This window comes from Micromonospora sp. RP3T (genome assembly GCF_003027925.1).
Classification (GTDB): domain Bacteria; phylum Actinomycetota; class Actinomycetes; order Mycobacteriales; family Micromonosporaceae; genus Micromonospora.
Map to the genome: position 1 here is coordinate 26,621 of NZ_PYPS01000010.1, position 22,253 is coordinate 48,873.

Here is a 22,253-nt window from a genome sequence, read left to right on the forward strand (position 1 = left end):
TCGGGTCGGTCAGCTCACCCGTCGGCGGCGCGTTTCCGGTCGGCCTGCGCGTCGGCGGCGCCGACCGGGGTGCCGTCGCTGTCCCGAGTGGCCCCGGACAGGTCCACGTCGGCGCCGGCCCGGGCGGCGTCGGCCGCCGCGTCGGCCGCGCCGACGACCTCACCACCGCCGGTCCCGCCGTCGTCCTCGACCAGCCGCCCGGCGGCGGCCAGCCCGATCGGTGCGTACCTGGGGTCGGTCATGTCGTCCTCCTCACCGGTGCTCCTGAGCCACCGGTACCCCGTGGGCACGCCGACGAACCGACAGCAGCAGTCCGGCGGCGGCCAGCGCCGCGCCGGCCCCGGCGGCCCACCCGGGCAGGCTCGTCGGGATGCCCAGGTAGACGGTGATGCCGAGGATGCGGGACAGCCCCCACGGCAGCAACGCCATCTGGTCGTTCCAGACGGTCAGCGCCCGCTCCGCGCCGATCCACGCGACCAGCCCGGCCAGCACCGCGAGCGGCACCCCGGCAGCGGTGAGCGTCAGCCCGGCGGCCCGCCGGCGGCGCATGCCGTACCGGTCGCGCAGCACCAGCGCGGTCGCCGCGAACAGCCAGCAGAACGCCGCCACCGCCACGGTGAGGTACACCGCCCGGCGGGCCGGCTCGGCCCAGAACACGAACCAGTAGCCGCCCGGCCCGCGCCCGGCCAGCACCGCCAGCAGCAGCACGCTGCGCAGCAGCGCCACGCCACCGAGCACCGCCCACAGCCCGAACGGGTCCCGCCGACCCACCGCCAGGCGTGCCACCAGCGCGAACAACGCCCACCCGCCGAGCGTGACCAGCAGGTGCGCGGGCGCGGCGAACCAGGTGAACACCAGCCGGCTCGCCACCAGCACGGCGGCCGGGACCAACCAGACCAGCACCCGGTCCAGCCGGGCCGCCGGCACCGGCAGCGCCGCCACCCGCCACGGCCGCACCGCGCCGACCAGCAGCGCCCGCGCCGCCGCGCCGCCCGGCCCGCGCCCGCGCAGCCCGAGCGCCACCACGGCCACGACCAGGACCAGCAGCGCCCGCGCCGCCCAGGCCATCGCCGGGTCGCGGTCCGCCCGCTGCGCGCCGAGGTCGGCCGCCGTGAAGCGGTACGCCGGCAGGTCCACGTCCCCGCCGTAGCGCTGCCGGTGCCGGTCCCGCGCCTCCCGGTAGTCGCCGGCAGCCGACCGCCACTGCGCGTACGCGGTGCCGGAACCGGTGTCCAGCCACTGCGCGTGCCGCAGCACCATGGTCCGGTAGGCGGCCAGCGTCACGAACAGGTCCACCTGGTAGTCGAGCGTGTCGACGAAGCGCGCGCGCAGCGCGGAGTCCCGCCACGTCGCCGGGTCGGTGCCGGCCACCAGCTCCCGCATCCGCCGGGCGGTGGCGACCGCCGCGCCGCCCTCGGCGACCGCCGCGTCGACCCGGTCGCCGGTGACCGCGTAGATGCTGTCCAGCGCCGCGGAGTCACCGGTCGGGATGTCCCACTCGAAGATCCACATCATCGGCGGCGGTTCCAGTCCGAGCGCCCGTACCGACGTGTCCGCGTACGGGCCGATGTAGAGGCCGGTGGTGACCGCGGCCCGGGACAGCGCCATGGCCCGCCCGATCGCCGCGACAGTGGCCGGGTCGGCGGAGAACGTCCGGTACGCCCAGTCCGCCGTCACCTGCGCCGGATCGGCGTCCGGGTCCCAGGCCAGCCGCGCCACCGCGTACGTGTTCAGGTCGTAGAGCTGCCAGAAGCCGGCGCGCAGGTAGAGCGACATCGGCCCGGCGCGCAGCGGCCCGCCGTCCTGGGTCCAGTTCCACACGCCCTCGACGTGCGGGTTCGCGGCGAGGAACGCGCGCAGCGCCGCCCGGTGCAGCGGGCCGAGGTCGTTGGGCAGCGCGCCGAACCCCTCGAACTCGCGCCGCGCCTGGAACTCCACGATCCGCCGGTGCGCGCCGACGCGCAGCGTGGTGTTCAACGGCAGGTGACTGTAGAAGTCGCCGAGCGTGTACTTGGTGGACACGATCAGGTGCGGGTCGTCGAACCCGCCCAGCACCTCGGCGTACGCGTCGGGGTTGGTGTGCAGGTCGCCGACCGCGCCCACGCCCACCGTCCAGGTACGGAAGATGATCTCCTTGCCGACCGGGCCCGCGGTGTCGAGCAGCGCCCGCAGCATCGTGCGCACGCCCTCGGCGGTGGTGACCGCGAGCTTCGAGCCGTAGTCCCAGCCGCTGCCCGCGTACACCTCGCCGCCCTCGCCGACGCGGACCATCAGGCCGGCGACGAACGGCATGCTCGCGAACACCTCGGCCAGCCCGGCCCGGTAGACCGCCCAGAGCCGGGGGTCGGTGGTGTCCAGCCCGCCCACGGTCCGCTTGAGGTACGCCTCCAGCGGCGGCGACACGGCGAGCATGTCGGTGAGCAGGAAGACGCGCAGGCCCATCTCGTCGGCGTACCGGAGGACCGGCCCGAACGCCGCCACCATCGCGCGGGCCCGGTCGACGTGCGGGTCGCCGGCCGGGTAGACCGCGTGCCCGTCGCCGACACCGGCGAACGTCACGTACTCCAGGAAGCCGGGCACCACGACGCCGTTGTAGCCCTGCGCCACCGCGTGGTCGACGAACTGCCGGAACTGCGCGTCGATGCGGGCCACCGCCGCGGCGTCCACCCACGGTGCCCGGGGCAGCACCGCGGGCGAGACGATGTCGGTGTTGAGGCGGTAGTCGTCGCCGGCCGCGAACGCCGCCCGGTCCGGTTCGCGCCCCACCGAGCCCGCGTCGGTCAGCCGCAGCCCCAACCGGGGCGCCACCGGCCGGCCGGTCTCCGCCGCCGGCAGCACCTCGGCGCCGGAGCGGATCCGGTCGGCCAGCCGGTAGAGCCCGGCAGTCACGCCCGCCAGGTCACCGGTGACGGTCAGCTCCTTCCGGCTCACCCCGATCCGGTACGCCTCCGGCGCGTCGCCGGCCCGCAGCTCCGCCCGCAGCGTGGTCACCGCCGCGGTGGGCGTCCTGTCCGGGCTGGCGCTCGTGCTCGGGTCGGTTCCGTGCGGACCGGTGGTGTCGGTGCCCGGGTGTGAAGGTGGTCCGGCCCGGCTGGGCGCGGCCGGGGTGACCGTGGGACGGGGACGGCCCCGCGCGGCGAGCGCGTCGGCCACGGCGGCGGCGGCCTTGACGGTGCGGAGCTGGTCCGGCACCACGATCGAGGCCAGCGGCGGCGCCGGGGCCGGCGTCCGGGGTGGCGCGGCGGTGGCCGTCTCGCGCGGCACGTCGGCGGGGGAGTGGCTCAGCCCCAACGCGTCGTCGACACCCCAGGCGACGCCCGCGCCGAGCAGCAGCACCACCACGACGGCGGCGACCAACGGGTACGGACCCCGAACCTGAGCCACGCTCGCATCGTAGTGGGGGTCGGGCCCGCCAGCCCGCGTTCACCGGACCGCGCTCGTGCGGTGCGGCGGGCCCGACGCCGGACAGGATCAGTCGTGGCGGTGACGCACGATGTGGTCGATGTGGCGGAACGTGTCCTCGCGGTTGTCGACGCTGATCGAGTCCCACAGGTCCGCCAGCCAGTAGAGCGAACCCGACAGCATCCAGGCCCACCCGCGTACCCAGGTCGCCTCGTCGAACCCGAGCGCCTCCCGGTACGCGGCCCGCGCCCGGGCGTCGAACAGGCTCCAGCCCGGCCGCACCTCGACCGCCGGATCGCCCCGGCCGAGACCACCGAAGTCGATCACTCCGGTGAGCCTGCCCCGGTCGACCAGCAGGTTGCCGCCCAGGAGGTCACCGTGCAGCCACACCGGCGGTCCGGGCCACTCGTCCACCGCCATCGCCTCGTCCCACGCGGCGGTCACCGCCCGCCTGTCGATCCGGTCGCCCAACGTCGCGATCGACCGGCGGGTCAGTTCGTCCCGCTGCGCCAGCGGTACGCCGCGCTGGATACCCTGCTTGACCGGCCCGCCCATCGGCTCGATCCCGATCATCGCGTGCACGAAGCCGGCGAGGTCGACGGCGAGGTCGACGAGGTCCGGCCCGGCTTCCGGATTGCGCCCGTCCAGCCAGGGGACGACCGTCCACGGCCACGGGTAGTCCCCGCCCGGACGGCCGACCGCGACCGGCACCGGTACCGGCACCGGCAGGTGCGGCGCCAGTCGCGGCAGCCAGGTCGCGTCCGTCGTCACCTGGTCGACCGCCCACTCCGCTCGCGGCAGTCGCGCCGTCAGCGAATCACCGAGCCGGAACAGCGCGTTGTCGGTGCCGGTCAACGGCTGCGCGACGATCGGCAGATCCGACCACTCGGGAAACTGCTCGTCGATCAGCGCGCGCACCTGCGGGACGGTGACGACGATCTCTCCTGGGCGCACCGCCCGACCGTAGGGCCGGCACGCCGTCCCGCCAAACGAATTCGGGTCGCGGCGCACCACGCGCGCCGCCGTTGCGGTCGGTGGGCAGCGTGGTCTTGCCGGCTGAAAATCTTGGAAGGAAATGGCCCCGATGAGGGCCGTTTCCTTCCAAGATCTCCATGGTTCCGGCGACATCAGCGACGGACGCGAGCGGATTGCCGGCTTCCTGCTTGCCTGTTGATCAGGTCGGGCTGTCGAAGCGGCCGGTGCGGGTGGCCGCGACGAACCGGGTCCAGCTCGCCGGGTCGAAGCTCAACGCCGGCCCCGGCCGGTCCTTGGTGTCCCGCACCCCCACCGAGTCGGCGAACCCCGCCACCTCGACGCAGTTGCCCTCGCCGCCGGACCGGGAGGACTTGCGCCAGATCCCGTCACGTCCCATGGGTCATCTCCTTCGCGATATCCGTGATCAGCTCACGGGACTCGTCCGCGTCGAGCGCCCGCTCACCGAGTGAACGCCACGCGTCCTCGTAGGTCTGGATCTCGTACGGCTTGTCAAGGTAGACGGCACCGCAGGGCCCGTCCATGTAGATCGTGGTCGGTTCCTGCTTCCGCACATCGATCGGGAAGTCGAGCATGGTGAACGTCCCCGCCGCCGCCCAGCGACAAAGGCCGGCGCTGAGCGGAAGCACTCGAATGGTGATGTTGTGCCGCCGGCTCGCCACCACCAGAGAATCGAGCTGCCGGATCATCGCGGCCGGATCGCGCAAGGGCCGGCGCAGCACCGGCTCGCCGAGGATGACGTCGAGGTAGGGCGCTCGGGGCACCGCGCGTGCCAGCAGCCGCTGTCGGTGTAGCCGCACGTCCACCTTTGCCTGTCGCTCGGCCTCACTCAGCTGTGGATTGTCGGTGGCGATCACTTCGGTCATGTACTCGACGGTCTGCAACAGGCCCGGCACCAGATTGACTTCGCAATGGCGGATCTTGGTGGCGGCCGATTCCAGCCCGACGTACAGCTTGAACCAGTCCTTGACCGCCTCGCCGTAGCTGTGCCACCAGCCGTGGGCCTTGGTCTCGCGGGCCAGCGCCCGCATCGTCTCGATCGTTTCGCGGGATGCGCCGTACACCCGGCACATCGCCTCCACGTCATTCGGATGCATCGGGACCTGGCCCGTTTCGTAACGCCAGATCCGGGGCGTCGACCATTCGAGTTCCCTGGCCGCCGCGCTCACCGTGATGTGCGCACCCTCGCGAATCTCTCTCAAATATCTGCCGAGTTGCCTACGCGGGACGGTGCTTCCCGAGTCGTCCACGTCATCTCCTTTGCTGTTGTCGCGTAAGGCACCTCATCCCTTGGTTCGCATTCTGCGGCAAAACATTGCCTCCGGCCAGCACCGAATCGACCATCGTGGGGCGCCTGTCGTGACGCGGCGGCGTCCGCCCGGGGCGGGTACCAGTTCCGGAACCTCATCCTGGTGCCCGCCCCGTTGCCGGTCCCCAGTCGACAGAGGAGGCGTGATGATCCACGTGACCGCGAACCGTCTGCGGGTGCCGCCGCGCCGGTGGGATCAGGCGGCGGGTGCCGACGTCGGGCTGCTGCCGTGAGTGGGCCGGCCGGCCGGTTCTGGGCGGCGGTCGAGGACCACTGTCCCGGGTTGCTGCCGGAGGCCGACGCGCCACTGCTGCACGCCACCCTGAGGCGACTGCTCGACGGTGGCGACGACCGGTCGGCACGCCTGGCGTCGCTGCGGGTGCTCGGTTGCGCGTACCGCGGTCTTGGTCTGCGGCCCTGGCACGCGGCGGTGATCGGCGGCGCGTTGCCGGGTGTGCGGTGGTGGCGGGTGTGGCGGCTGGTCGAGCGGACCGCGGCGCGGGTGGGCGACGGCCCGGCCTGGTGGCCGGCCGAGGTGATCGGCCACGACCGCGCCGTCGAGGGCGTCGCGGTGTTGACGGTACGACCGTGGCGGCGGCTGCCCCACCGACCCGGTCAGGCGGTGCCGGTGTGCACGCCCCGCCGTCCTGGACGGTGGCGGTGGCTGTCGCCGGCCAACGCGCCCCGTCCCGACGGCACGATCGAGTTCCACGTCCGTGCCGTCCCCGGCGGGGCCGTCTCCCGCAGCCTCGTCGAGGAGGTACGCCCCGGGGACCTGCTGCATCTCGGCGCACCCGCCGACACCGGCCTGGAACTGGCCGACGGCACCGATGACGTGCTGCTGGTAGCCGGTGGCACCGGCCTGGCGCCGCTGCGTGCCCTCACCGAACAGGTCGCCGAACAGCCGCACCGCAGGCGGGTGACGCTCGTCCTCGGCGCGCGCACGTTCACCGACGTCTACGACGCCATCGCCCTGGACGAGCTCCAACAGGCCCACGACTGGCTGACCATCGTGCCCGCCTTCTCCGACGACCCCGAGGCCGACCCCGCCGAGCAGGGCACCGCCCTCGCGCTGGCCATCCACCACCACCGGCCCGGCCACCACGTCCACGTCTGCGGCCCACCCGCCATGAACGCGGCAGCCCGCCGGTGGCTCACCATCGCGGGGGTGCCCGCCGACCACCTGCACCTCCCGACGATCGGGGAACGGTGACGGACCCGCCGATGTCAACTCGCGTCGTGCGTGTTCGCGTTCGCGCAGCGAGTGGGCTAGTTTCGAACGTGTGAACGAGGTGGCGAGCGTCCCCGTCGAGACGCAACTCGAGGCGTACCGGTCGGAGCTGACCGGCTACTGCTACCGGATGCTGGGCTCGGCGTTCGAGGCCGAGGACGCGGTGCAGGACACCTTCGTCCGGGCCTGGCGCAACTTCGACCGGTTCGAGGGGCGCTCCGCGTTGCGGACCTGGCTGTACCGGATCGCCACGAACGTCTGCCTGAACATGACCGCCAGCGCGCAGCGTCGGATCCGGCCGATGGATCTCGGCCCCGCCGGCAGCGGCACCGCCGCCCATCCCGGCGAGCCGCGCCCGGAGCAGATCTGGGTGGGCCCGGTGCCGGACGACCGGGTCCTCGCCGAGTCCGGCGACCCGGCCGACGTGATCGCCGGGCGGGAGTCGGTCCGGCTGGCGCTCGTCGCGGCGTTGCAGCACCTCCCGCCGAAGCAGCGGGCCGTGCTCATCCTGCGCGAGGTGCTGGCCTGGTCGGCCCAGGAGGTCGCGGACCTGCTCGACACGTCGGTGGCGAGCGTCAACAGCGCGCTGCAACGGGCGCGGGCCACGCTCGCGTCGACCGACGCCGACACCGACGTGCGCCGGCCGCTGGACGAGGAACAGCAGGCGTTGCTGGCCCGCTACGTGCGCGCGTTCGAGTCGTACGACCTCACGGCGCTCACCGAGCTGCTGCACGAGGACGCGACGCTGTCCATGCCGCCGATGCCGTTGTGGCTGCGCGGTCCCGACCACATCACCGCGTGGATGACCGGCACGGGTCACGGCTGCCGGGGATCCCGGCTGGTGCCGGTGGCGGCCAACGGCATGCCGGCGTTCGGGCAGTACCGGCCCGGGCCCGACTCAGGGCACGTGCCCTGGTCGCTGATCGTGGTGGGGCTCTCCGGCGGCCGGATCACCTCGCTCAACCACTTCCTCGACACCGACCGCCTGTTCCCGCTCTTCGGCCTGCCGGACCGCCTCGACGAGGGTGTCGGCGAGCCCCAGCAGGCCGGCCAGGTCGCGTAGGGCCGCACCGGCCCCGCGGGTCTCCCACCGCCACCCGAGCCGCTTGGCGGTCAGCCGGAGCCGGGCCAGCGTCTCGATCGTGACCAGGTCGGGTCGGGTCACCGCGGACACGTCGCAGATCACCACGCCCCGGTCGCGGCCCCGTAACGTCTCCGCCAACTCGGCGCAGCGGACCGCGACGTCCGCGCGGGTCGGCGTCGTGCCGGGCAGGCGGAACACGAGGGTGGTCACGCGGATCAGACCGGCGTACGCCCGGATTCTCATCGCCTCCGGCCGGATCCACCGGCCCGGCGGCGTACGCCGACCCGAGTCCTTCTCGGACGCGTGCCGATCGACCGCAATTTCCGCCGGTCATCTCGCCGAACGCAGTTACATCGACGTTAACTGCTATACCAATCATCGTTGGGCGGCTATATGATCCCCGGTAGCTCGCCCCGTAGCCTCACGAAACCGCAGCTCCAGCACGCTTCAGGCCGCCTCCGCACCAGGTGCTCCGCAACGCTCCACACCCGGTGGCCGGCCCGATCCGCCGCGTCGAAAATGTCGCGGTAATTGCCGGCGCTGCGCCCCAGCCTGCCGGAAAGGTGGGAACGGATGACCGTGATCCCGTCCTTGGTCATCGGCATCGCGTCCACGGCGGCCGAACGCCGGCAACTCGCCCAACTGTTGGGCGGCACCGAGACGTTCCTGATCGTCTCCAGCGCTCATCAGGCGCGCCGGTTCCTCGACCTGGTCCGCCGCCCGCCGGTCACGCGGCCGGCCGTCAGCCCCGCCCCCGACAGCGACGTCCCGGCCGACCCCCGGCCCGGGACGCCGGCCCCGCGGGCTGATTCCCGCCCCGGGACGCCGACCCCGTCGGTCGACCCGTCGGCCGGATCGGCCGGGCCGCCCGTCGGTGCTCCGGCCGGGTCTCCGCTCGATCCGTCCGCCGGTCCTTCCGCCGGATCCTCGGCCGGGTCTCCGCGCGATCTGTCGTCCGACCCGCCCGCTGGTTCTCCGGCCGAGGTGACGGACCGGTCGCCGGTCGACCCGTCCGGGCCGGAGCTGGCCGTGGACTCCGACCGACGGGTGCTGCGCTGGCGGGAGCGGGAGGTCGGGCTGACGCCGCTGGAGCACGACCTGTTGGTCTGCCTCGCCGGCATCCCGGGCCAGGTGTGGACGTACGCCCGCCTGCACCGCGCCGTCTGGGGCAACGACCACCTCGGTCGGGGCTCCGACATGCACTCCGTGGTCCGCCGCATCCGGCACAAGCTGGCCCGCCTGAACGCCCCGACCACGATCCACGCCGTCCGAGGCGTCGGCTTCCGCCTCACCCTTTCCTGACCCCCACCCCCACCCCCACCCCGCACCCCGCTCCTCGTTGATCAAGGAGTTTGCGTCTGTTTCGGTGCCCCGGCAGACGCAAACTCCTTGATCAACGCTCAGGCCGCCGGGGCCGGGTGGGGCCGCGTGGGGTGGGGTGGGGAGTGCTCGGTCGACGCGCAAAAGGGGAGCGGCCCGCCCGGTGCGGAGCACCGGGCGGGCCACCCCGTCATGCTGCGGTCAGCAGCGGGTGGGGGAGAGGGTGAAGTCCTCTACCGTGGGCGTGGTGGAGTTGATCTTCGTCGGGCGGGTCTGGGGCTTCCAGCCGTCCTTGGCGACGATCAGCGTGAGCGGGTTGTTGCGCCGGTCCATCCAGTAGGCGTACCGGCCGTCGGCGTCCGTGGTGAACGTGTAGGAACTCGCCCAGGAGTCGACCTGCACGGTCGCGCCCGGCAGCGGGGCGGTGACGCCCTGGCAGCTCTTGCCGGAGACCGTGCCGGACAGCTTGCCCCAGGTGGTCGGCGGCTGCGCGACCATGGTGACCGCCACCGGCGCCACCGTGTACGGGGTGTTCTCCTTGATCACGATGGACGCCGAGTACGTGCCCGGCTGGTCCACGTTCGCGGTCATGCCGACCGTGACCGTGACCTTCGCGCCAGGTGCCAGCGTCACCTTCGACTTGTCGACGGTCAGCCAGCTCACGTCGGCCGCCACCTCGGCGCACTCGGAGAAGCCGGGCAGGACCTCGCTGTCCTTGGTGGCGGTGAAGCCGCCCGACGAGCCGCCGACCTTGTAGAACCCGCAGGCCGCGCCGCCCCGGTAGCGGGGCGCGTTGGCGTTGGGCAGGTTGGCCCAGGAACTGGTCGCCGGGTCGTACGCGAAACCGGCGTTGGTGATGGCGCCGCCCTGCGACCCGCCGACGACCAGCAGCTTGCCGTTCGCCACCGCGTACGAGGCGGCCCAGTTGTCGGCCGGCGCGTCGGCGATGGCGGTCCAGGCGTTGGCGCCCGGGTCGAACGCGTAGCCGGCCTTCTGCGAGTTCGTGCCGTCGTTGCCGCCGGTGCAGTAGACGGTGCCGTCGATCCCGCCGCAGGACAGGAACGCCACCGACTTCGGGTACGCGGGCAGCGTCTCCCAGGTGTTGGCGCCCGGGTCGTACCGGACGACCGAGTTGGACATCGGCAGGCAGCTCGCCGTGGTGCAGCCACCGATCGCGTACAGCTTGCCGCCCGCGACGGCCTGGCCGGCGGCCGACCGGGGCGCCGGGTTGCTCGCCTTCGCGGTCCAGGTGTTCGCCGCCGGGTCGTACGACCAGGTGGCGCCGTCCGGGCCGGAGGCGCCCCAGCCGCCGGTGGCGACGATCTTGCCGTCGATCACGCCGACCGTCATCGCGGTACGGGCGCCGGGCAGGTCGGCGATGGCGGTCCAGGTCTGCGCGATCGGGTCGTACCGGTAGTTCTTCGTGCTGGACGTGGTGCCGTCGCCGCCACCGATGGAGTAGACCTTGCCGTCGACGGTGACGACCCGGTTGTCCATCACGTTCGCCGGGTAGCCCGGGACGGCGGTCCACGGGTCGGCCTGGGGACCGGCCGACGCGACCGACGTCGAGGACCTGCCGGACGAGCGGGCCGCGAACGACGTCGCCGCGGTCAGCCGCTGCGCCGGCGCGCCGGTCGAGCCGAGCAACGCCTGCTCGGAGAGCCGGGACCCGTCGGCGCGTTGCAGCACGAACCCGCCGTCACGCTCGCTGAACTCGACGTCGACCGGCGCGCCGCCGGTGTTGGTCACGGTGAACGTCTTGCTGACCTTGCCGCTGGGCATCCGGGCCGTCCCGGTCAGCGACGTCGGCTGCACCGACAGCCGGCCGGCGGCCAGTTGGAACGTGGCCGTGGTGGCCCAGTCCGTCTCGACCGTGACCTGCTTGGTCTGGCTCACGTAGTTGCCGGCGCTGGCGGTGAACGGGTGCGTGCCGGTCAGCGACGAGAACATCCAGTAGAAGCCGTCGGGCAGCTCGGTGTCGTCCGGGGTGGCGACCGTGGTGGCCTTCTCCGCCGGGCGGTCCTTGCTGGTCACCGTGGCGCCGTTGACGTAGCTGTTGTCGTTCTTGTCGCGCACGTGGCCGAGCACCAGGCCGCCGTCGACCGGCTTGCAGACCAGCTTGCTGCCGATCAGCACGTTGTCGACCTCCCACCACCACTCCCAACTCGCGTCGTAGTAGTGGAAGCGGACCCGCACCTGCGACTGGTTCGCCGCCTGCGGGATCGGCACCTCGGTCACCTTGCCGCGTACGTCGGCCGCCTGCCGGAGCACGTTGCTCCAGGTGGTGCCGCCGTCGAGGCTCAGGTCGACGTCCGCGCGGTCACTGTTCAGCCAGTTGTAGTCCTGGTTGAACCGGATCACCGGCGTGCTCACCCCGGTCAGGTCGACCACCGGGCTGACCAGCGAGGTGTCCTGCCTCCCGCCGTTGCCGTAGTTGTCGCTGTCGATGATGGCGAAGTTGCCGCTGCCGCCGGTCAGGTTGCCGCGCTCACCGGCGTCGGTGAACTCCCAGACCTGGCCGGAGCCGGCGTTGTCCACCACCGACCAGCCGTCCGGCACGCCGGTGCCGTCGAACGTCTCGTACTCGCCGTCCGAGCTGACCGTGTAGCCGGGGGCGGTGGCGCACTTCTCCGGGTCCGCCGGCACCGCGACGTTCGCGGTCAGGTTGCCGGTGCCGACCGTGACCTCCTTGGTGACGGTCAGGTAGCCGGCGTACTGCGGCTCGATCGTGAGCCGGTAGGTCGACCCGGCCGGCAGCTTCAGGCTGTAGCGACCGGTGGCCGGCGTGGTGTAGTCCGAGATCGGCGTGCCGGCCACGCTCACCTTCGCGTAGAGCGGCCAGCCGTGCCCCGACCCGTCGGTGACCTGCCCGCTGACCGTGACGCTCGGCGTTGCGGTGAGCACCACGTCGAGCGTGGTGGTGGTGTTCTTGGTGACGGTCGCGGTCAGCGTGCGGCTCGCGTACCCGAACGCGGAGACCACCACCTGGTAGTCGCCGGCGGGCAGCAGCGAGGAGTAGGTGCCGTCGGCGCCGGTGGTCAGCGTCCGGTCCGCCGCGCCGGTCAGGGTGACCGTCGCGCCGGCGACAGCGGCGCCGGCCGCGTCGGTGACCTTGCCGGCCAGCGTGCCGTTGTCACCGATCGGGGCGGCGGCGAGCAGCGCGAGCGCGTCGAGGCGGCCCTCGCCGTAGACGTTGTTGTCGTCCGCGGTGCCGCCGCACTGCGTGTCGGCCTTGTCGACCGCCGCGCCGTCGAGCAACGCGCGCGTCGCGGCGACGTCACCGACCAGCGTGGGCGCCGCGGACCAGAGCAGCGCGATCGCGCCGGCCAGGTGCGGCGCCGCCATCGAGGTGCCGCTGATGCTGGCGTACGAGTTGTCCGGCACGCTGGAGCGGACGTTGACGCCGGGGGCGGAGATGTTCGGCTTGATCTCGCCGTTCTGCCCGGTGCCCCGGGACGAGAAGCTGGCGATGTTGTTGTTGATGTCGTACGCGCCGGCCGAGTAGTTGCTGGCCAGGCTGCCCGGCGAGCCGCTGGTCTGGCAGGCGGGGCCGTTGTTGCCGTTGGACCAGACACCGAAGATGCCGGACGCGGTCCACGCGTCGGTGACGTCCTCCATGAACGGCTCGTTGGACGGCTGCGTGGTGCCCCACGAGTTGTTGATGATGTTGGGCCGCTTGCTGGCGTCCGGGTTCTCGCCGGCCAGGTCGGTGGGCTCCAGCATCCACTGACCGGAGGAGATCAGCGCGGCGTCGGTCGGGCAGCACCCGTTCGCGGCGATCCACTTGACCTCGGGGGCGACGCCGATCTGGTTGGCGCCGTCCGAGCCGGCCATGGTGCCCATGGTGTGGGTGCCGTGCCCGTCGGAGTCGCACGGCCCCTCGTCGCACTCGCCGGCCGCGTCGTACCAGTTGTAGTTGTGGTCGAACGTGCCGTCGCCGTTGTTGCCCCGGTACGCGTTCACCAGCGCCGGGTGGTCGAACTGGACGCCGCTGTCGATGCTGGCCACGGTGATGCCGGCGCCCTTGACGCCGTACTGGGACCAGACGTCGTCGGCGTTGATGTTGGCGATGCCCCACTCCAGGGCGTTCGTCGACTTCTGGTCGGTGCCCGGGGTGGTCTCCGGCAGCTTGTACTCCACCGGCGCGTAGATGCCGTCCACCTCGGTGTGGGCGGCGAAGTTCTGCGCCATGGTCAGCGACCCGCCGGTCACCTTGATGGCGTTGGTGGCCCAGAACGTCTGGTACTTCGTGCCCGAGCGGTCCAGCTCGGCGCGGATCTTCGCCTGGCTCTCGGCGGCGGTCTTCTTGAGGGCCGCGGCGACCGCGGCGCCCCGCTGGTTCCAGTCCTTGACCGCGCCGGCCTTGCCCAGGTCGGCCCGGTCGCCGAAGTGGATCCAGAAGTCGCCCTCGCTCTTGCCCTGGAGCTGCCGGGTCAGTTCGGGACGGATCTTGTCGCCGGCCGTCGCGCCGGCGCCGGTCTGCGCCTGCGCCGGGGCGCCGGTGGCGGCCAGCGCGGTCGCGGCGAGCAGCAGGGCGGTGCCCGCGCTCACCAGCCGCCCGGCCAGTCCCGTTCGGTGTGGACGTCTCAGCATCGGTGCTGCCTCCTCCGATGACCCGCGGATGATCGAGCCACGACAGAAGGGCCAGGAGACTGCGCTCCCGACTGGTCACACCGGTTTGAGAAACCCCCCAGGCCCCCTGGGCGCCGTGCGGGTCTACGCCGGCCACCCGAGTGGACACTATGATCGACACCAACGGGCGATCAATGACCGTACGTAAGCAACTTGTCACCAACAGGTCCCCGACTCGGTGACCCGGTTGACAGTCACTGTCACGGTGGGGGGCGGCGTGACGACGGACGACCCGGACGCGACGTCCCCCGGCACCGACCCGGCGGGGCACCACTTCTCGCTCGTCATCGGCGTGACACCGTCGCCCGCCGAACGGCTCCGGCTCACCGAGCTGCTGGGCGGCGTGGCGCCGCTGCTGCTGGTCGCCGACCTGGACGAGCTTCGCGAGGTGATCGCTCCCGAGGAGGATGGTAGGCGGCGACCGGCGTCCACGCATCCGGAGGCGGCGGGGTCCCCGCCCGACCCCCGGCCCGACGGCGCGCTGGTGATCGACGTGGCCCGGTCCACCGCCCGCTGGGCCGACCGGGAGGTCGTCCTGACCCGGCTGGAGCGCGACCTGCTGGCCTGCCTGACCACCGAGCCGGTACGCGTGTGGAGCTACCCGGAGCTGCACCAGGCGGTCTGGCACGACGCGCCGACCCGGCGCCGTGCCGACGTGCAGTCCCTGGTCAAGCGGTTGCGCCGTAAGCTCGGCGAGCTGGGCACCGGCGTCACCATCGTCGCGGTGCGCGGCGTCGGGCTGCGGCTCACCGACCACGGTGGCCCCCGGGTGCGGGGCGGATGACGCGACTGTCGTCCACACAGGATTCCATGTGGTGAGAAAGGGGCAGTATCGGGACATGGCACGCTGGCGTTGGCTCCTGGCGGACCAGCTCGGTCCCCACTTCCTCGACGACGACGCGCAACGCGTCCTGCTGGTGGAGAGCCGAACCCTGTTCGCCGCCCGCCCGATGCACCGGCAGAAGGCGCACCTGATCCTGTCGGCGCTGCGGCACCGGGCCGCCGAACTCGGCGACCGGGCCCGGCTGGTGCGCGCCGACACGTTCCGGCCGGCCCTCACCGACCTGGGCGAACCGGCCGAGGTGGTGCACCCGTCGTCGCGGGCGGCGCTCGCGTTCGCGCGTACGGTCGACGGGTTGGCCGTGCTGCCGCCGCGCGGCTTCGTGACCGAACGCGCCGACTTCGCGGCCTGGGCCGACGGGCGGCGGGGCCGGCTCCGGATGGTCGACTTCTACCGGTACGCGCGGGACCGGCACGACGTGCTGCGGGACCTGCCCGCCCCGGCCGGCCGGTCCCGTCGCCGGCCGTCGACCGACGTGCCGCCACCGCCGCCGATCGTCGAGGACGACATCGACGCGGCGGTGCGCCGGGACCTCGACCGTTGGCAGGCCGAGGGGATCCGCTTCGTCGGTCGGGACGCCCCGCGTCGCTACCCGGCCACGCACGCCGAGGCGCAGGCCCGACTCGCGCACTTCCTCGACCACCGACTGTCCGCGTACGCCGACAGCGAGGGCGTGCTCAGCGACGCCGACGGGCTGCTCGCGCACAGCGTGCTGTCGTCCTCGTTCAACCTCGGCCTGCTCGACCCGGAACCGGCGATCCGCGCCGCCGAGCGCGCCGGCCGCGCCGGGACCGCGCCGCCGGCGGCGGTGCACCGCTTCGTGCGCGGCCTGTTCGGCTGGCGGGAGTTCCTGTGGCAGCTCTACTGGTACTTCGATCCGCGCTTCCGGGGCGCCGACTGGCTCGCCGCCACCCGGCCGTTGCCGGAGTGGTTCGACCGGCTCGACGCGGACGCGGTGGAGGCCCGCTGCCTGGCCGACGTGCTGGCCGGCGTTCGGGACACCGGCTGGGCGCACCAGACCGCGCGGCTGACCCTGCTCGCCAACTACGGCCTGCAACGCGGTTGGCGCGCCACCGAGCTGGCCGACTGGTTCCGGCGCAGCTTCGTCGACGGCACCGACTGGGTCATGAACGCCACCGTCATCGGCATGAGCCAGTACGCCGACCTGGCCCGCATCGACACCAGGCCGTGGGCGTTCGACGGCGGTCACCTGGACCGGATCGGCGATTACTGCGACGGCTGCCGGTACGCGCCGAAGCAGGTGCTCGGCGACGACGCGTGCCCGTACACCGGTGGGTTCGAGGCGTTTCTGCACCGCAACCGGGAACGGCTCGCCGGTGATCCGCGGCTCGCCGCCGACCTGGCCGCGCGCACCGACCCGCAGCGGCGCGACGCGGTGCTGGCCCAGGAGGAGAAACGCGCCGACGAAGCGCCCTGAGCCGGGGGCGGCCGGGCGGGTTCGTGACGTCGGACGGGGGCGGCGCGCCGGGCGGTGGGCGGCGGCCACCCGATCGGTGGGGCCGAGCAGCCGTGTGGCCGGAATTGATGACGACCGGTCGATTACCGGTGCGGCGGCGTATCGCGAGAACTCCTTGCCTCCTACGGTGACGTCCGGCACGCGGACGGAGGGAAGTCGGGAGCCACCCGAGGGGCGCCGTCCGGGCGGACAGGGAGAGTTGTCTCGATGCGAGTTTGGAGTCGCGCGGTAGCGGTGCTCGCCGCCGGCGCGGTCGTGGTGGCGGGGGTGCCGGCGCTGGCCGGCGTCGTCACCGTCACCGACGCCGGTGTCACCGGGCGCACCGGCGCCCAGGCGACGGGGGGCAGCGCCGCGCTCGGCGCCGCCCGGACGGTCGCCACCAGGGCGCAGGTCACGCCGGGGGACACCCGGCTGATGCCGAGCACGCCCCGCACCGACACGCCGCGGATCACCAACGGTGAGATCACCGACATCGAGGTGATCGGCAACCGGGTCTTCATCGCCGGCACGTTCACCTCGATCGCGAACGTCGGCGGCACGGCGATCGCACAGAAGTCGCTGGCCTCGTACAACCTGGACACCGGGAAGGTGGACACCGGCTTCAAGCCGACCATCGACGGCGCGGTGGCGGCCGTCGAGGCGTCGCCGGACGGCACGTCGCTCTACATCGCCGGCTCGTTCAACACGATCAACGGCGTCACCAAGCGCAAGATCGCCCGGCTCAACCCGACCACCGGCGCGCCGGTGGCCGCGTTCACCGCGACCGCCAACGCGCGGGCGACCGCGCTGGCCGTGAGCCCCACCGCCGTCTACGTCGGCGGCCAGTTCGCCACCGTCAACGGCGTCGCCCGCAGCGGCCTGGCCGCGCTGAACCCGACCACCGGCGCCGTCGACACCGCGTTCAACCTGCCGGTCACCGGCGGCATCGGCGTCGGCGGCATGCTCACCGTGCAGCAGCTCAAGCTCACCCACGACCGCAGCAAGCTGCTGGTCGTGCACACCGGCCGCCAGATCGCCGGGCAGGACCGCTACGGCGTGGCCCTGATCGGTACGGCCAGCAAGGCGCTGCTGCCGTGGCGCACCCGGCTGTGGGAGGACAACCTCTCCTTCGTCGGCGGCATCCAGCGCGTCTTCGCCGGTGACATCGCGCCGGACGACTCGTACTTCGTGGTCACCAGCGGCTCGGGCGGCGACCGGCCGCCGATCAACGACACCGCCATCGCGTACTCGCTGACCGGAAACGACCACGTCGAGCCGCTCTGGATCTCCCGGCACTTCGACAGCATCTACTCGGTCGCGATCACCGACACCGCCGTCTACGTCGGCGGTCACTTCAGCTGGCAGGAGTCGCCCACCTCGAACGTGCCGTGGCCCGGGCTGGACAACGTCGGCTACGGGACCGGCCAGGGTCTGAGCGGCTACGGCCTCGGCGACCAGGTGGTCCGCCGCGACCACCTCGGCGCGCTGGACCCGCTCACCGGCACCGCGCTGGAGTGGAACCCCGGCTCCAACTCGTACGAGGGGGAGAAGGCGATGCTGGCCACCGCGCGTGGCCTGCTGGTCGGCGGCGACGGCAACGTCAAGGGCGGCAAGACGACCGGTCGGGTCGCGTTCTTCGACCTGTCCAAGGAGCCGGCGCCGTCGGCGCTGGACACCACGATCACCACGCCGATCGAGGGCGCGGTCAAGCAGGCCGGCGAGTCGTTCGACCTGGGTGGCCAGGCGCTCGCCCCGGCCGGCGTGTCCAAGGTCCAGGTCGAGGTCATGGACCGCAACAGCGGCAAGTACCTCCAGGCCGACCTGACGACCTGGGGTGCGTTCAAGTCGCTGAACGCCACGGTCACCGCGCCGAACGCCACGTCCACCACCTGGAAGCTCCCGGTCTCGCTGCCGGCCGGCGTCTACCAGATCCAGGCGAAGACGGTCGGTCGCGACGGGGCCGGTGACACCACCAAGGCGATCAAGAAGATCGAGGCGTTCCGCTTCGACGACCTGCCGCCGGCCACCCGGATCACCGCGCCGACCGCCGGCCTGATCGCCACCCAGAGCTTCGTCGCCACCGGCACCGCGACCGACGACAAGGGCGTCAGCTCGATGATCTACTCGTTCCGCACGCCGGACAACCGGTACCTGCAGGACGACGGCAGCGTCGCGGCGGTCTACAACACGTTCCGGGGCGAGCCGGACGTGCTCGGCGCGACGTCCGCCACCTGGCAGTACGAGGTGACGCTGCCGACCGAGGGGCAGTGGCGGATGACCGCCACCGCTGTCGACACGGCCGGACAGAGCGACCTGCGCGGCGACACCCGGGACTGGACCGTCTCGGCGACCGGTGTCCCGCCGACCGTGGCGATCACCGCGCCGGTGGCGATGACCCCGCCCACCGCCGCCGCGCCGCTGACCGTGGCGCCGGGCGCCACCGTCACGTTCGCCGGCACCGCCGCCGACGAGGACGCGCTGAAGTCGGTCGAGATCTACCTGCGCAACAACACCACCCGCGAGGCGCTGGCCGCGGACGGCACCTGGGGCGCCGACTCGGTCGCCGCGTACCACCGGATCTCCCCGACCAACCTGGACGCCGCCACGTTCGACTGGTCCTTCACCACGGTTCCGCTCACCCCCGGCGTCTACGACTTCCGGGTACGCGCCACCGACAAGCTCGGCCTGACCACGTCCAACACCAACCTGGGCCGGCTCACCGTCACCGCGCAGGTGCCCGGCGACGCCTTCCCGAACGGGCTGCTCAGCTTCACCGGGACCGACCAGAACGTCGACCGGCTGCACCTCGACCTGGCCGGCACGGCGACCGACGACAAGGGCGTGAAGGCCGTCCGGGTGGCGCTGCGCGACCTGGACACCGGTCGGTACGTCCAGCCGAACGGCACGATGGCCGCCGCGTTCGCCACGCTCGACGCGACGCTCGCCGCCCCGAACGCCACCAGCACCACGTTCACGCTCCCGGTCGACCTGCCCACGAAGGGCACCTACAGCGTCGAGGCGTGGGCGGTGGACACGGCCGGCCAGCAGGACGGCTCGACCAGTGGCGCCACCGCGAAGTACCTGGTCTACCCCGGTGACGCCGATCCGACGCTGGAGCCGAGCATCACGCCGGTCGAGGGCGAGGTCTACACCGGTGGCCGGATCGTGGTGACCGGCCGGGCGGTCGACGACGTCGGCATGCAGAAGGTGGAGCTGCAGATCACCAACGCCGCCGGGCAGGGCATGAACGCGGCCGGCACGTTCGGCCGGGCGGGCACCTGGATCGCGGCGTTCCTCACCAGCCCGGGTTCGCCGGGGTCGAACTTCGCGTACACGTCGCCGGTCGTGCCGGCCGGCACGTACACGGTGACGATCCGGGGCATGGACAACTACGGGCAGTACCAGCAGCCGGTCCGTACCGTCTCGGTGACCGTCACCGACTGATTTCGGTCGGCCGCGGGCCGGTCCGCGTCGGGTCCTCCCGACGTCGGGCCGGCCCGTCGCCGTCAGGGGCGGACGAGCCGCATCCCGGCGGTGGCCGGCCGGTCCATGGTGGCCAGCGCCGCGGGCGCGTCGGCCAGCCCGAGGACGCCGGTGACCAGCTCGCCGGGGCGCAGCACCCCGGCGGTGACCAGCCGCAGCAGCTCGGGATAGGCGTGGGCCGGCATCCCGTGGCTGCCCCGCAACTCCAGCTCGTGGGCGATCACCAGGTCCATCGGCAGCGCGGGCCGGCCCTGCGCGGCGGGCAGCAGCCCGACCTGCACGTGCCGGCCGCGCCGGCGCAGGCCCTCGATCGAGGCGACGCAGGTGGCGTGACTGCCCAACGCGTCGAGCGAGAGGTGGGCGCCGCCGCCGGTCGCGTCCCGGACCGCGGCGGCCACCTCGCCGGGTCCGCCGAGCGCGGCCCCGTCCAGGCAGACCGCGGCGCCGCTGCGCCGGGCCAACGCCAGCGCGGCGGGCGCGACGTCCACGGCCACCACCCGGGCGCCGCTCGCCGCCGCGATCATCACGGCGGACAGGCCCACCCCACCGCACCCGTGTACGGCCACCCACTCGCCCGCGGCCACCCGGCCCTGCGCGACCACGGCCCGGAACGCGGTGGCGAACCGGCAGCCGAGCGCGGCGGCGGTCCCGTCGTCCACCTCGTCCGGCAGCCGGACCAGGTTGACGTCGGCGTGCCGCACCGCCACGTACTCCGCGAACGACCCCCAGCCGGTGAAGCCCGGCTGGGTCTGTCGCTCGCAGACCTGCTGGTCACCGGCGAGGCAGGCGGGGCACCGCCCGCAGGCGCAGACGAACGGCGCGGTGACCCGGTCGCCCGGCCGCCAGCCGCGCACGTCGGCGCCGACCGTGGCGACGACACCGGCGAACTCGTGCCCGGGCACGTGCGGGAGCCGGATGTCCGGGTCGTGGCCCTGCCAGCCGTGCCAGTCGCTGCGGCACAGCCCGGTCGCGCCGACCCGGACGACCACCCCGTCGCGCGCCGGGACGGGGTGGGCCACTTCCCGCACCTCGGGCCACGCGTTGAACTCCTCGAACACCACCGCCCGCATCCCGCCATCCTCCCCCAGCCCTGCCTGCGGAGGGCAAGGAGCAGGGCGCAAGTTGCGGGAAAGCGGCAGAAATATATTGATGCCGACAAATCTTGACGCGTGTTCGTGTGGTGGCGCACGGTAAGGAAAGCGGCCGGTAGTGCAGGAGGCGGTCATGCGGTTGAATCCGTTCGCGGGAGCGTATCTCACCGATCCGGCCGGCGTCTGGGCCCGCCTGCTGGCCGCCGACGGCGGCGTGCACCACGACGAGGAACTCGGATTGTGGCTGATCACCCGGCACGCCGACGTCCGGCGGGCGCTGGCCGACGCGCGGACGTTCGGCAACGCGCTCACGCTCGCCCCGGTGTACGACATCTGCCCCGAGGCGCTCGCCCTGGTCGCCGGCATCGACGCGCCACCCACCACCGCCGCGGCCGACCCGCCGGTGCACCCCCGCACCCGCCGGGCGCTGCGGGTCACGTTCGCCAACACTCCGGAACGGGTGGAGCAGCGCTACGGCCGGATCGTGCGTCGCCGGGTGGACGAGCTGGTGTCGCGGCTGGCCGGCCGGGCCGGCGACGAGGTCGACCTGGTCCCGGCGTTCACCGCCGAGCTGCCGCTGCTGGTGCTGCTCGACATCCTCGGCGTGCCGGCGGGCGACGTGCCGCGCATCCGGGCCTGGGCGGACGGGCAGATCGCCCTGATCTGGGGCAGCCCCGACCCGGCCGAGCAGGTCCGGCTGGCCGGCGGGCTGCTGGAGTTCTGGCACTACTGCCAGGACCTGGTGCGGCGCCGGCTGAACGGCGGCGGTGACGACTACGTCGCCGAGCTGCTGGCGTACCGGGGCGGCGACGACGAGGTGCTGACCGTCGCCGAGGCGTCGAGCATCGTGTTCAACCTGCTGGTCGCCGGGCACGAGACCACGGCCGGGCTGCTCGCCCACGCGGTGGACCGGGCGCTGTCCGAGCCGGGCCGGTGGCGCTCGCTCGCCGAGCGCCCGGAGCGGGTCCCGGCGTTCGTCACCGAGACGCTGCGCTTCGCGCCCGCCATCGACGGCTGGCTCCGGGTCACCAACCACCCGGTCACGCTGGGCGGCGTGGCCATCCCGGCCGGGGCGCGCTGCCTGTTGCTGATCGGCGCCGCCAACCGGGACCCGGCGGTGTTCGGCCACCCGGACCGGTTCGACCCGGACCGGCCGGACGCGCACGACCACCTCTCCTTCGGTCACGGCCCGCATTTCTGCATCGGCGCGGCGCTGGCCCGGCTGGAGGCGGGCACCGCGCTCACCCGTCTCGCCGCGGCCCTGCCGGACCTGCGGCCGGCCCCCGGGCATCCCCGCGTCTTCCGGCCCAACCTGGCGTTCCGCGCGCACCGAGGGCTGCCGGTGACCGTCGCGCCGCCGGTGCCGACCGACCGCCGTCCGGCCGCGCGGCCGGTCGCGTGACCGGACGGC

Annotated in this window: 14 protein-coding genes and 1 pseudogene; 7 read left to right on the forward strand and 8 right to left on the reverse strand. The window is 73.2% G+C overall.

The window, feature by feature from the left end; genetic code table 11:
• Positions 1-14: 14 nt before the first annotated feature.
• From C8054_RS10600 to C8054_RS10620, 5 genes are all read right to left on the reverse strand, one after another.
• Positions 15-242 (reverse strand): hypothetical protein, encoded by a 228-nt coding sequence (locus tag C8054_RS10600; RefSeq protein WP_107156594.1) that lies wholly within the window; start codon positions 240-242, stop codon positions 15-17.
• A 10-nt stretch (positions 243-252) separates the two neighbouring features.
• Positions 253-3,384, reverse strand: coding sequence for a hypothetical protein (locus tag C8054_RS10605; protein ID WP_107156595.1), 3,132 nt, complete (start codon positions 3,382-3,384; stop codon positions 253-255).
• An 87-nt stretch (positions 3,385-3,471) separates the two neighbouring features.
• Positions 3,472-4,356, reverse strand: a complete 885-nt coding sequence (locus C8054_RS10610; RefSeq protein ID WP_199199685.1) for an aminoglycoside phosphotransferase family protein — start codon at positions 4,354-4,356, stop codon at positions 3,472-3,474.
• Positions 4,357-4,576: 220 nt separating this feature from the next.
• Positions 4,577-4,759 (reverse strand): DUF397 domain-containing protein, encoded by a 183-nt coding sequence (locus tag C8054_RS10615; protein ID WP_107156702.1) that lies wholly within the window; start codon positions 4,757-4,759, stop codon positions 4,577-4,579.
• A gap of 4 nt (positions 4,760-4,763) precedes the next feature.
• Positions 4,764-5,645, reverse strand: a complete 882-nt coding sequence (locus tag C8054_RS10620; protein WP_107156597.1) for a helix-turn-helix transcriptional regulator — start codon at positions 5,643-5,645, stop codon at positions 4,764-4,766.
• Positions 5,646-5,933: 288 nt separating this feature from the next.
• Here C8054_RS10620 and C8054_RS10625 point away from each other — a divergent pair, with 288 nt between their 5' ends.
• Complete coding sequence (locus tag C8054_RS10625) at positions 5,934-6,917, forward strand: FAD-binding oxidoreductase (protein ID WP_233219574.1); 984 nt, start codon at positions 5,934-5,936, stop codon at positions 6,915-6,917.
• 70 nt (positions 6,918-6,987) lie between these two features.
• Positions 6,988-7,998 carry a sigma-70 family RNA polymerase sigma factor gene (locus C8054_RS10630; protein ID WP_107156599.1) on the forward strand — a complete coding sequence of 337 codons (1,011 nt, stop codon included), beginning with the start codon at positions 6,988-6,990 and terminating at the stop codon, positions 7,996-7,998.
• 30 nt (positions 7,999-8,028) lie between these two features.
• On the opposite strand, the pseudogene C8054_RS33340 reads toward C8054_RS10630, so the two are convergent.
• Positions 8,029-8,262, reverse strand: a pseudogene (locus C8054_RS33340) (hypothetical protein); the annotation flags it as partial.
• A gap of 330 nt (positions 8,263-8,592) precedes the next feature.
• On the opposite strand from C8054_RS33340, the gene C8054_RS32670 reads away from it, so the two are divergent.
• The gene (locus C8054_RS32670; protein ID WP_233219575.1) at positions 8,593-9,321 is read left to right on the forward strand and encodes a winged helix-turn-helix domain-containing protein; all 729 of its coding nucleotides are present in this window, start codon (positions 8,593-8,595) and stop codon (positions 9,319-9,321) included.
• Positions 9,322-9,540: 219 nt separating this feature from the next.
• On the opposite strand, the gene C8054_RS10650 is transcribed toward C8054_RS32670, so the two are convergent.
• On the reverse strand, positions 9,541-13,932 hold the full coding sequence (locus C8054_RS10650; protein WP_107156600.1) for a S8 family serine peptidase: 4,392 nt from the start codon (positions 13,930-13,932) through the stop codon (positions 9,541-9,543).
• A gap of 256 nt (positions 13,933-14,188) precedes the next feature.
• On the opposite strand from C8054_RS10650, the gene C8054_RS10655 reads away from it, so the two are divergent.
• From C8054_RS10655 to C8054_RS10665, 3 genes are all read left to right on the forward strand, one after another.
• A complete protein-coding gene (locus C8054_RS10655; RefSeq protein WP_107156601.1) occupies positions 14,189-14,755 on the forward strand; it encodes a winged helix-turn-helix domain-containing protein in 567 nt (188 codons plus the stop codon).
• Positions 14,756-14,810: 55 nt separating this feature from the next.
• Positions 14,811-16,250, forward strand: coding sequence for a cryptochrome/photolyase family protein (locus tag C8054_RS10660; RefSeq protein ID WP_107156602.1), 1,440 nt, complete (start codon positions 14,811-14,813; stop codon positions 16,248-16,250).
• Positions 16,251-16,496: 246 nt separating this feature from the next.
• Positions 16,497-19,712, forward strand: a complete 3,216-nt coding sequence (locus tag C8054_RS10665) for an Ig-like domain-containing protein (RefSeq protein ID WP_107156603.1) — start codon at positions 16,497-16,499, stop codon at positions 19,710-19,712.
• 62 nt (positions 19,713-19,774) lie between these two features.
• Here C8054_RS10665 and C8054_RS10670 read toward each other — a convergent pair whose 3' ends face one another.
• A complete protein-coding gene (locus C8054_RS10670) occupies positions 19,775-20,821 on the reverse strand; it encodes a zinc-dependent alcohol dehydrogenase family protein (RefSeq protein WP_107156604.1) in 1,047 nt (348 codons plus the stop codon).
• A 154-nt stretch (positions 20,822-20,975) separates the two neighbouring features.
• Here C8054_RS10670 and C8054_RS10675 point away from each other — a divergent pair, with 154 nt between their 5' ends.
• Positions 20,976-22,244 (forward strand): cytochrome P450, encoded by a 1,269-nt coding sequence (locus C8054_RS10675; protein ID WP_146179905.1) that lies wholly within the window; start codon positions 20,976-20,978, stop codon positions 22,242-22,244.
• The last annotated feature ends 9 nt before the right edge of the window (positions 22,245-22,253 follow it).

Bases quoted from the DNA above. Each gene is read 5' to 3' on its own strand.
- C8054_RS10660 (WP_107156602.1), top strand. From the start codon at position 14,811: ATGGCACGCTGGCGTTGGCTCCTGGCGGACCAGCTCGGTCCCCACTTC.
- C8054_RS10600 (WP_107156594.1), bottom strand. From the start codon at position 242: ATGACCGACCCCAGGTACGCACCGATCGGGCTGGCCGCCGCCGGGCGG.
- C8054_RS10675 (WP_146179905.1), top strand. From the start codon at position 20,976: ATGCGGTTGAATCCGTTCGCGGGAGCGTATCTCACCGATCCGGCCGGC.
- C8054_RS10650 (WP_107156600.1), bottom strand. From the start codon at position 13,932: ATGCTGAGACGTCCACACCGAACGGGACTGGCCGGGCGGCTGGTGAGC.
- C8054_RS32670 (WP_233219575.1), top strand. From the start codon at position 8,593: ATGACCGTGATCCCGTCCTTGGTCATCGGCATCGCGTCCACGGCGGCC.
- C8054_RS10665 (WP_107156603.1), top strand. From the start codon at position 16,497: ATGCGAGTTTGGAGTCGCGCGGTAGCGGTGCTCGCCGCCGGCGCGGTC.
- C8054_RS10670 (WP_107156604.1), bottom strand. From the start codon at position 20,821: ATGCGGGCGGTGGTGTTCGAGGAGTTCAACGCGTGGCCCGAGGTGCGG.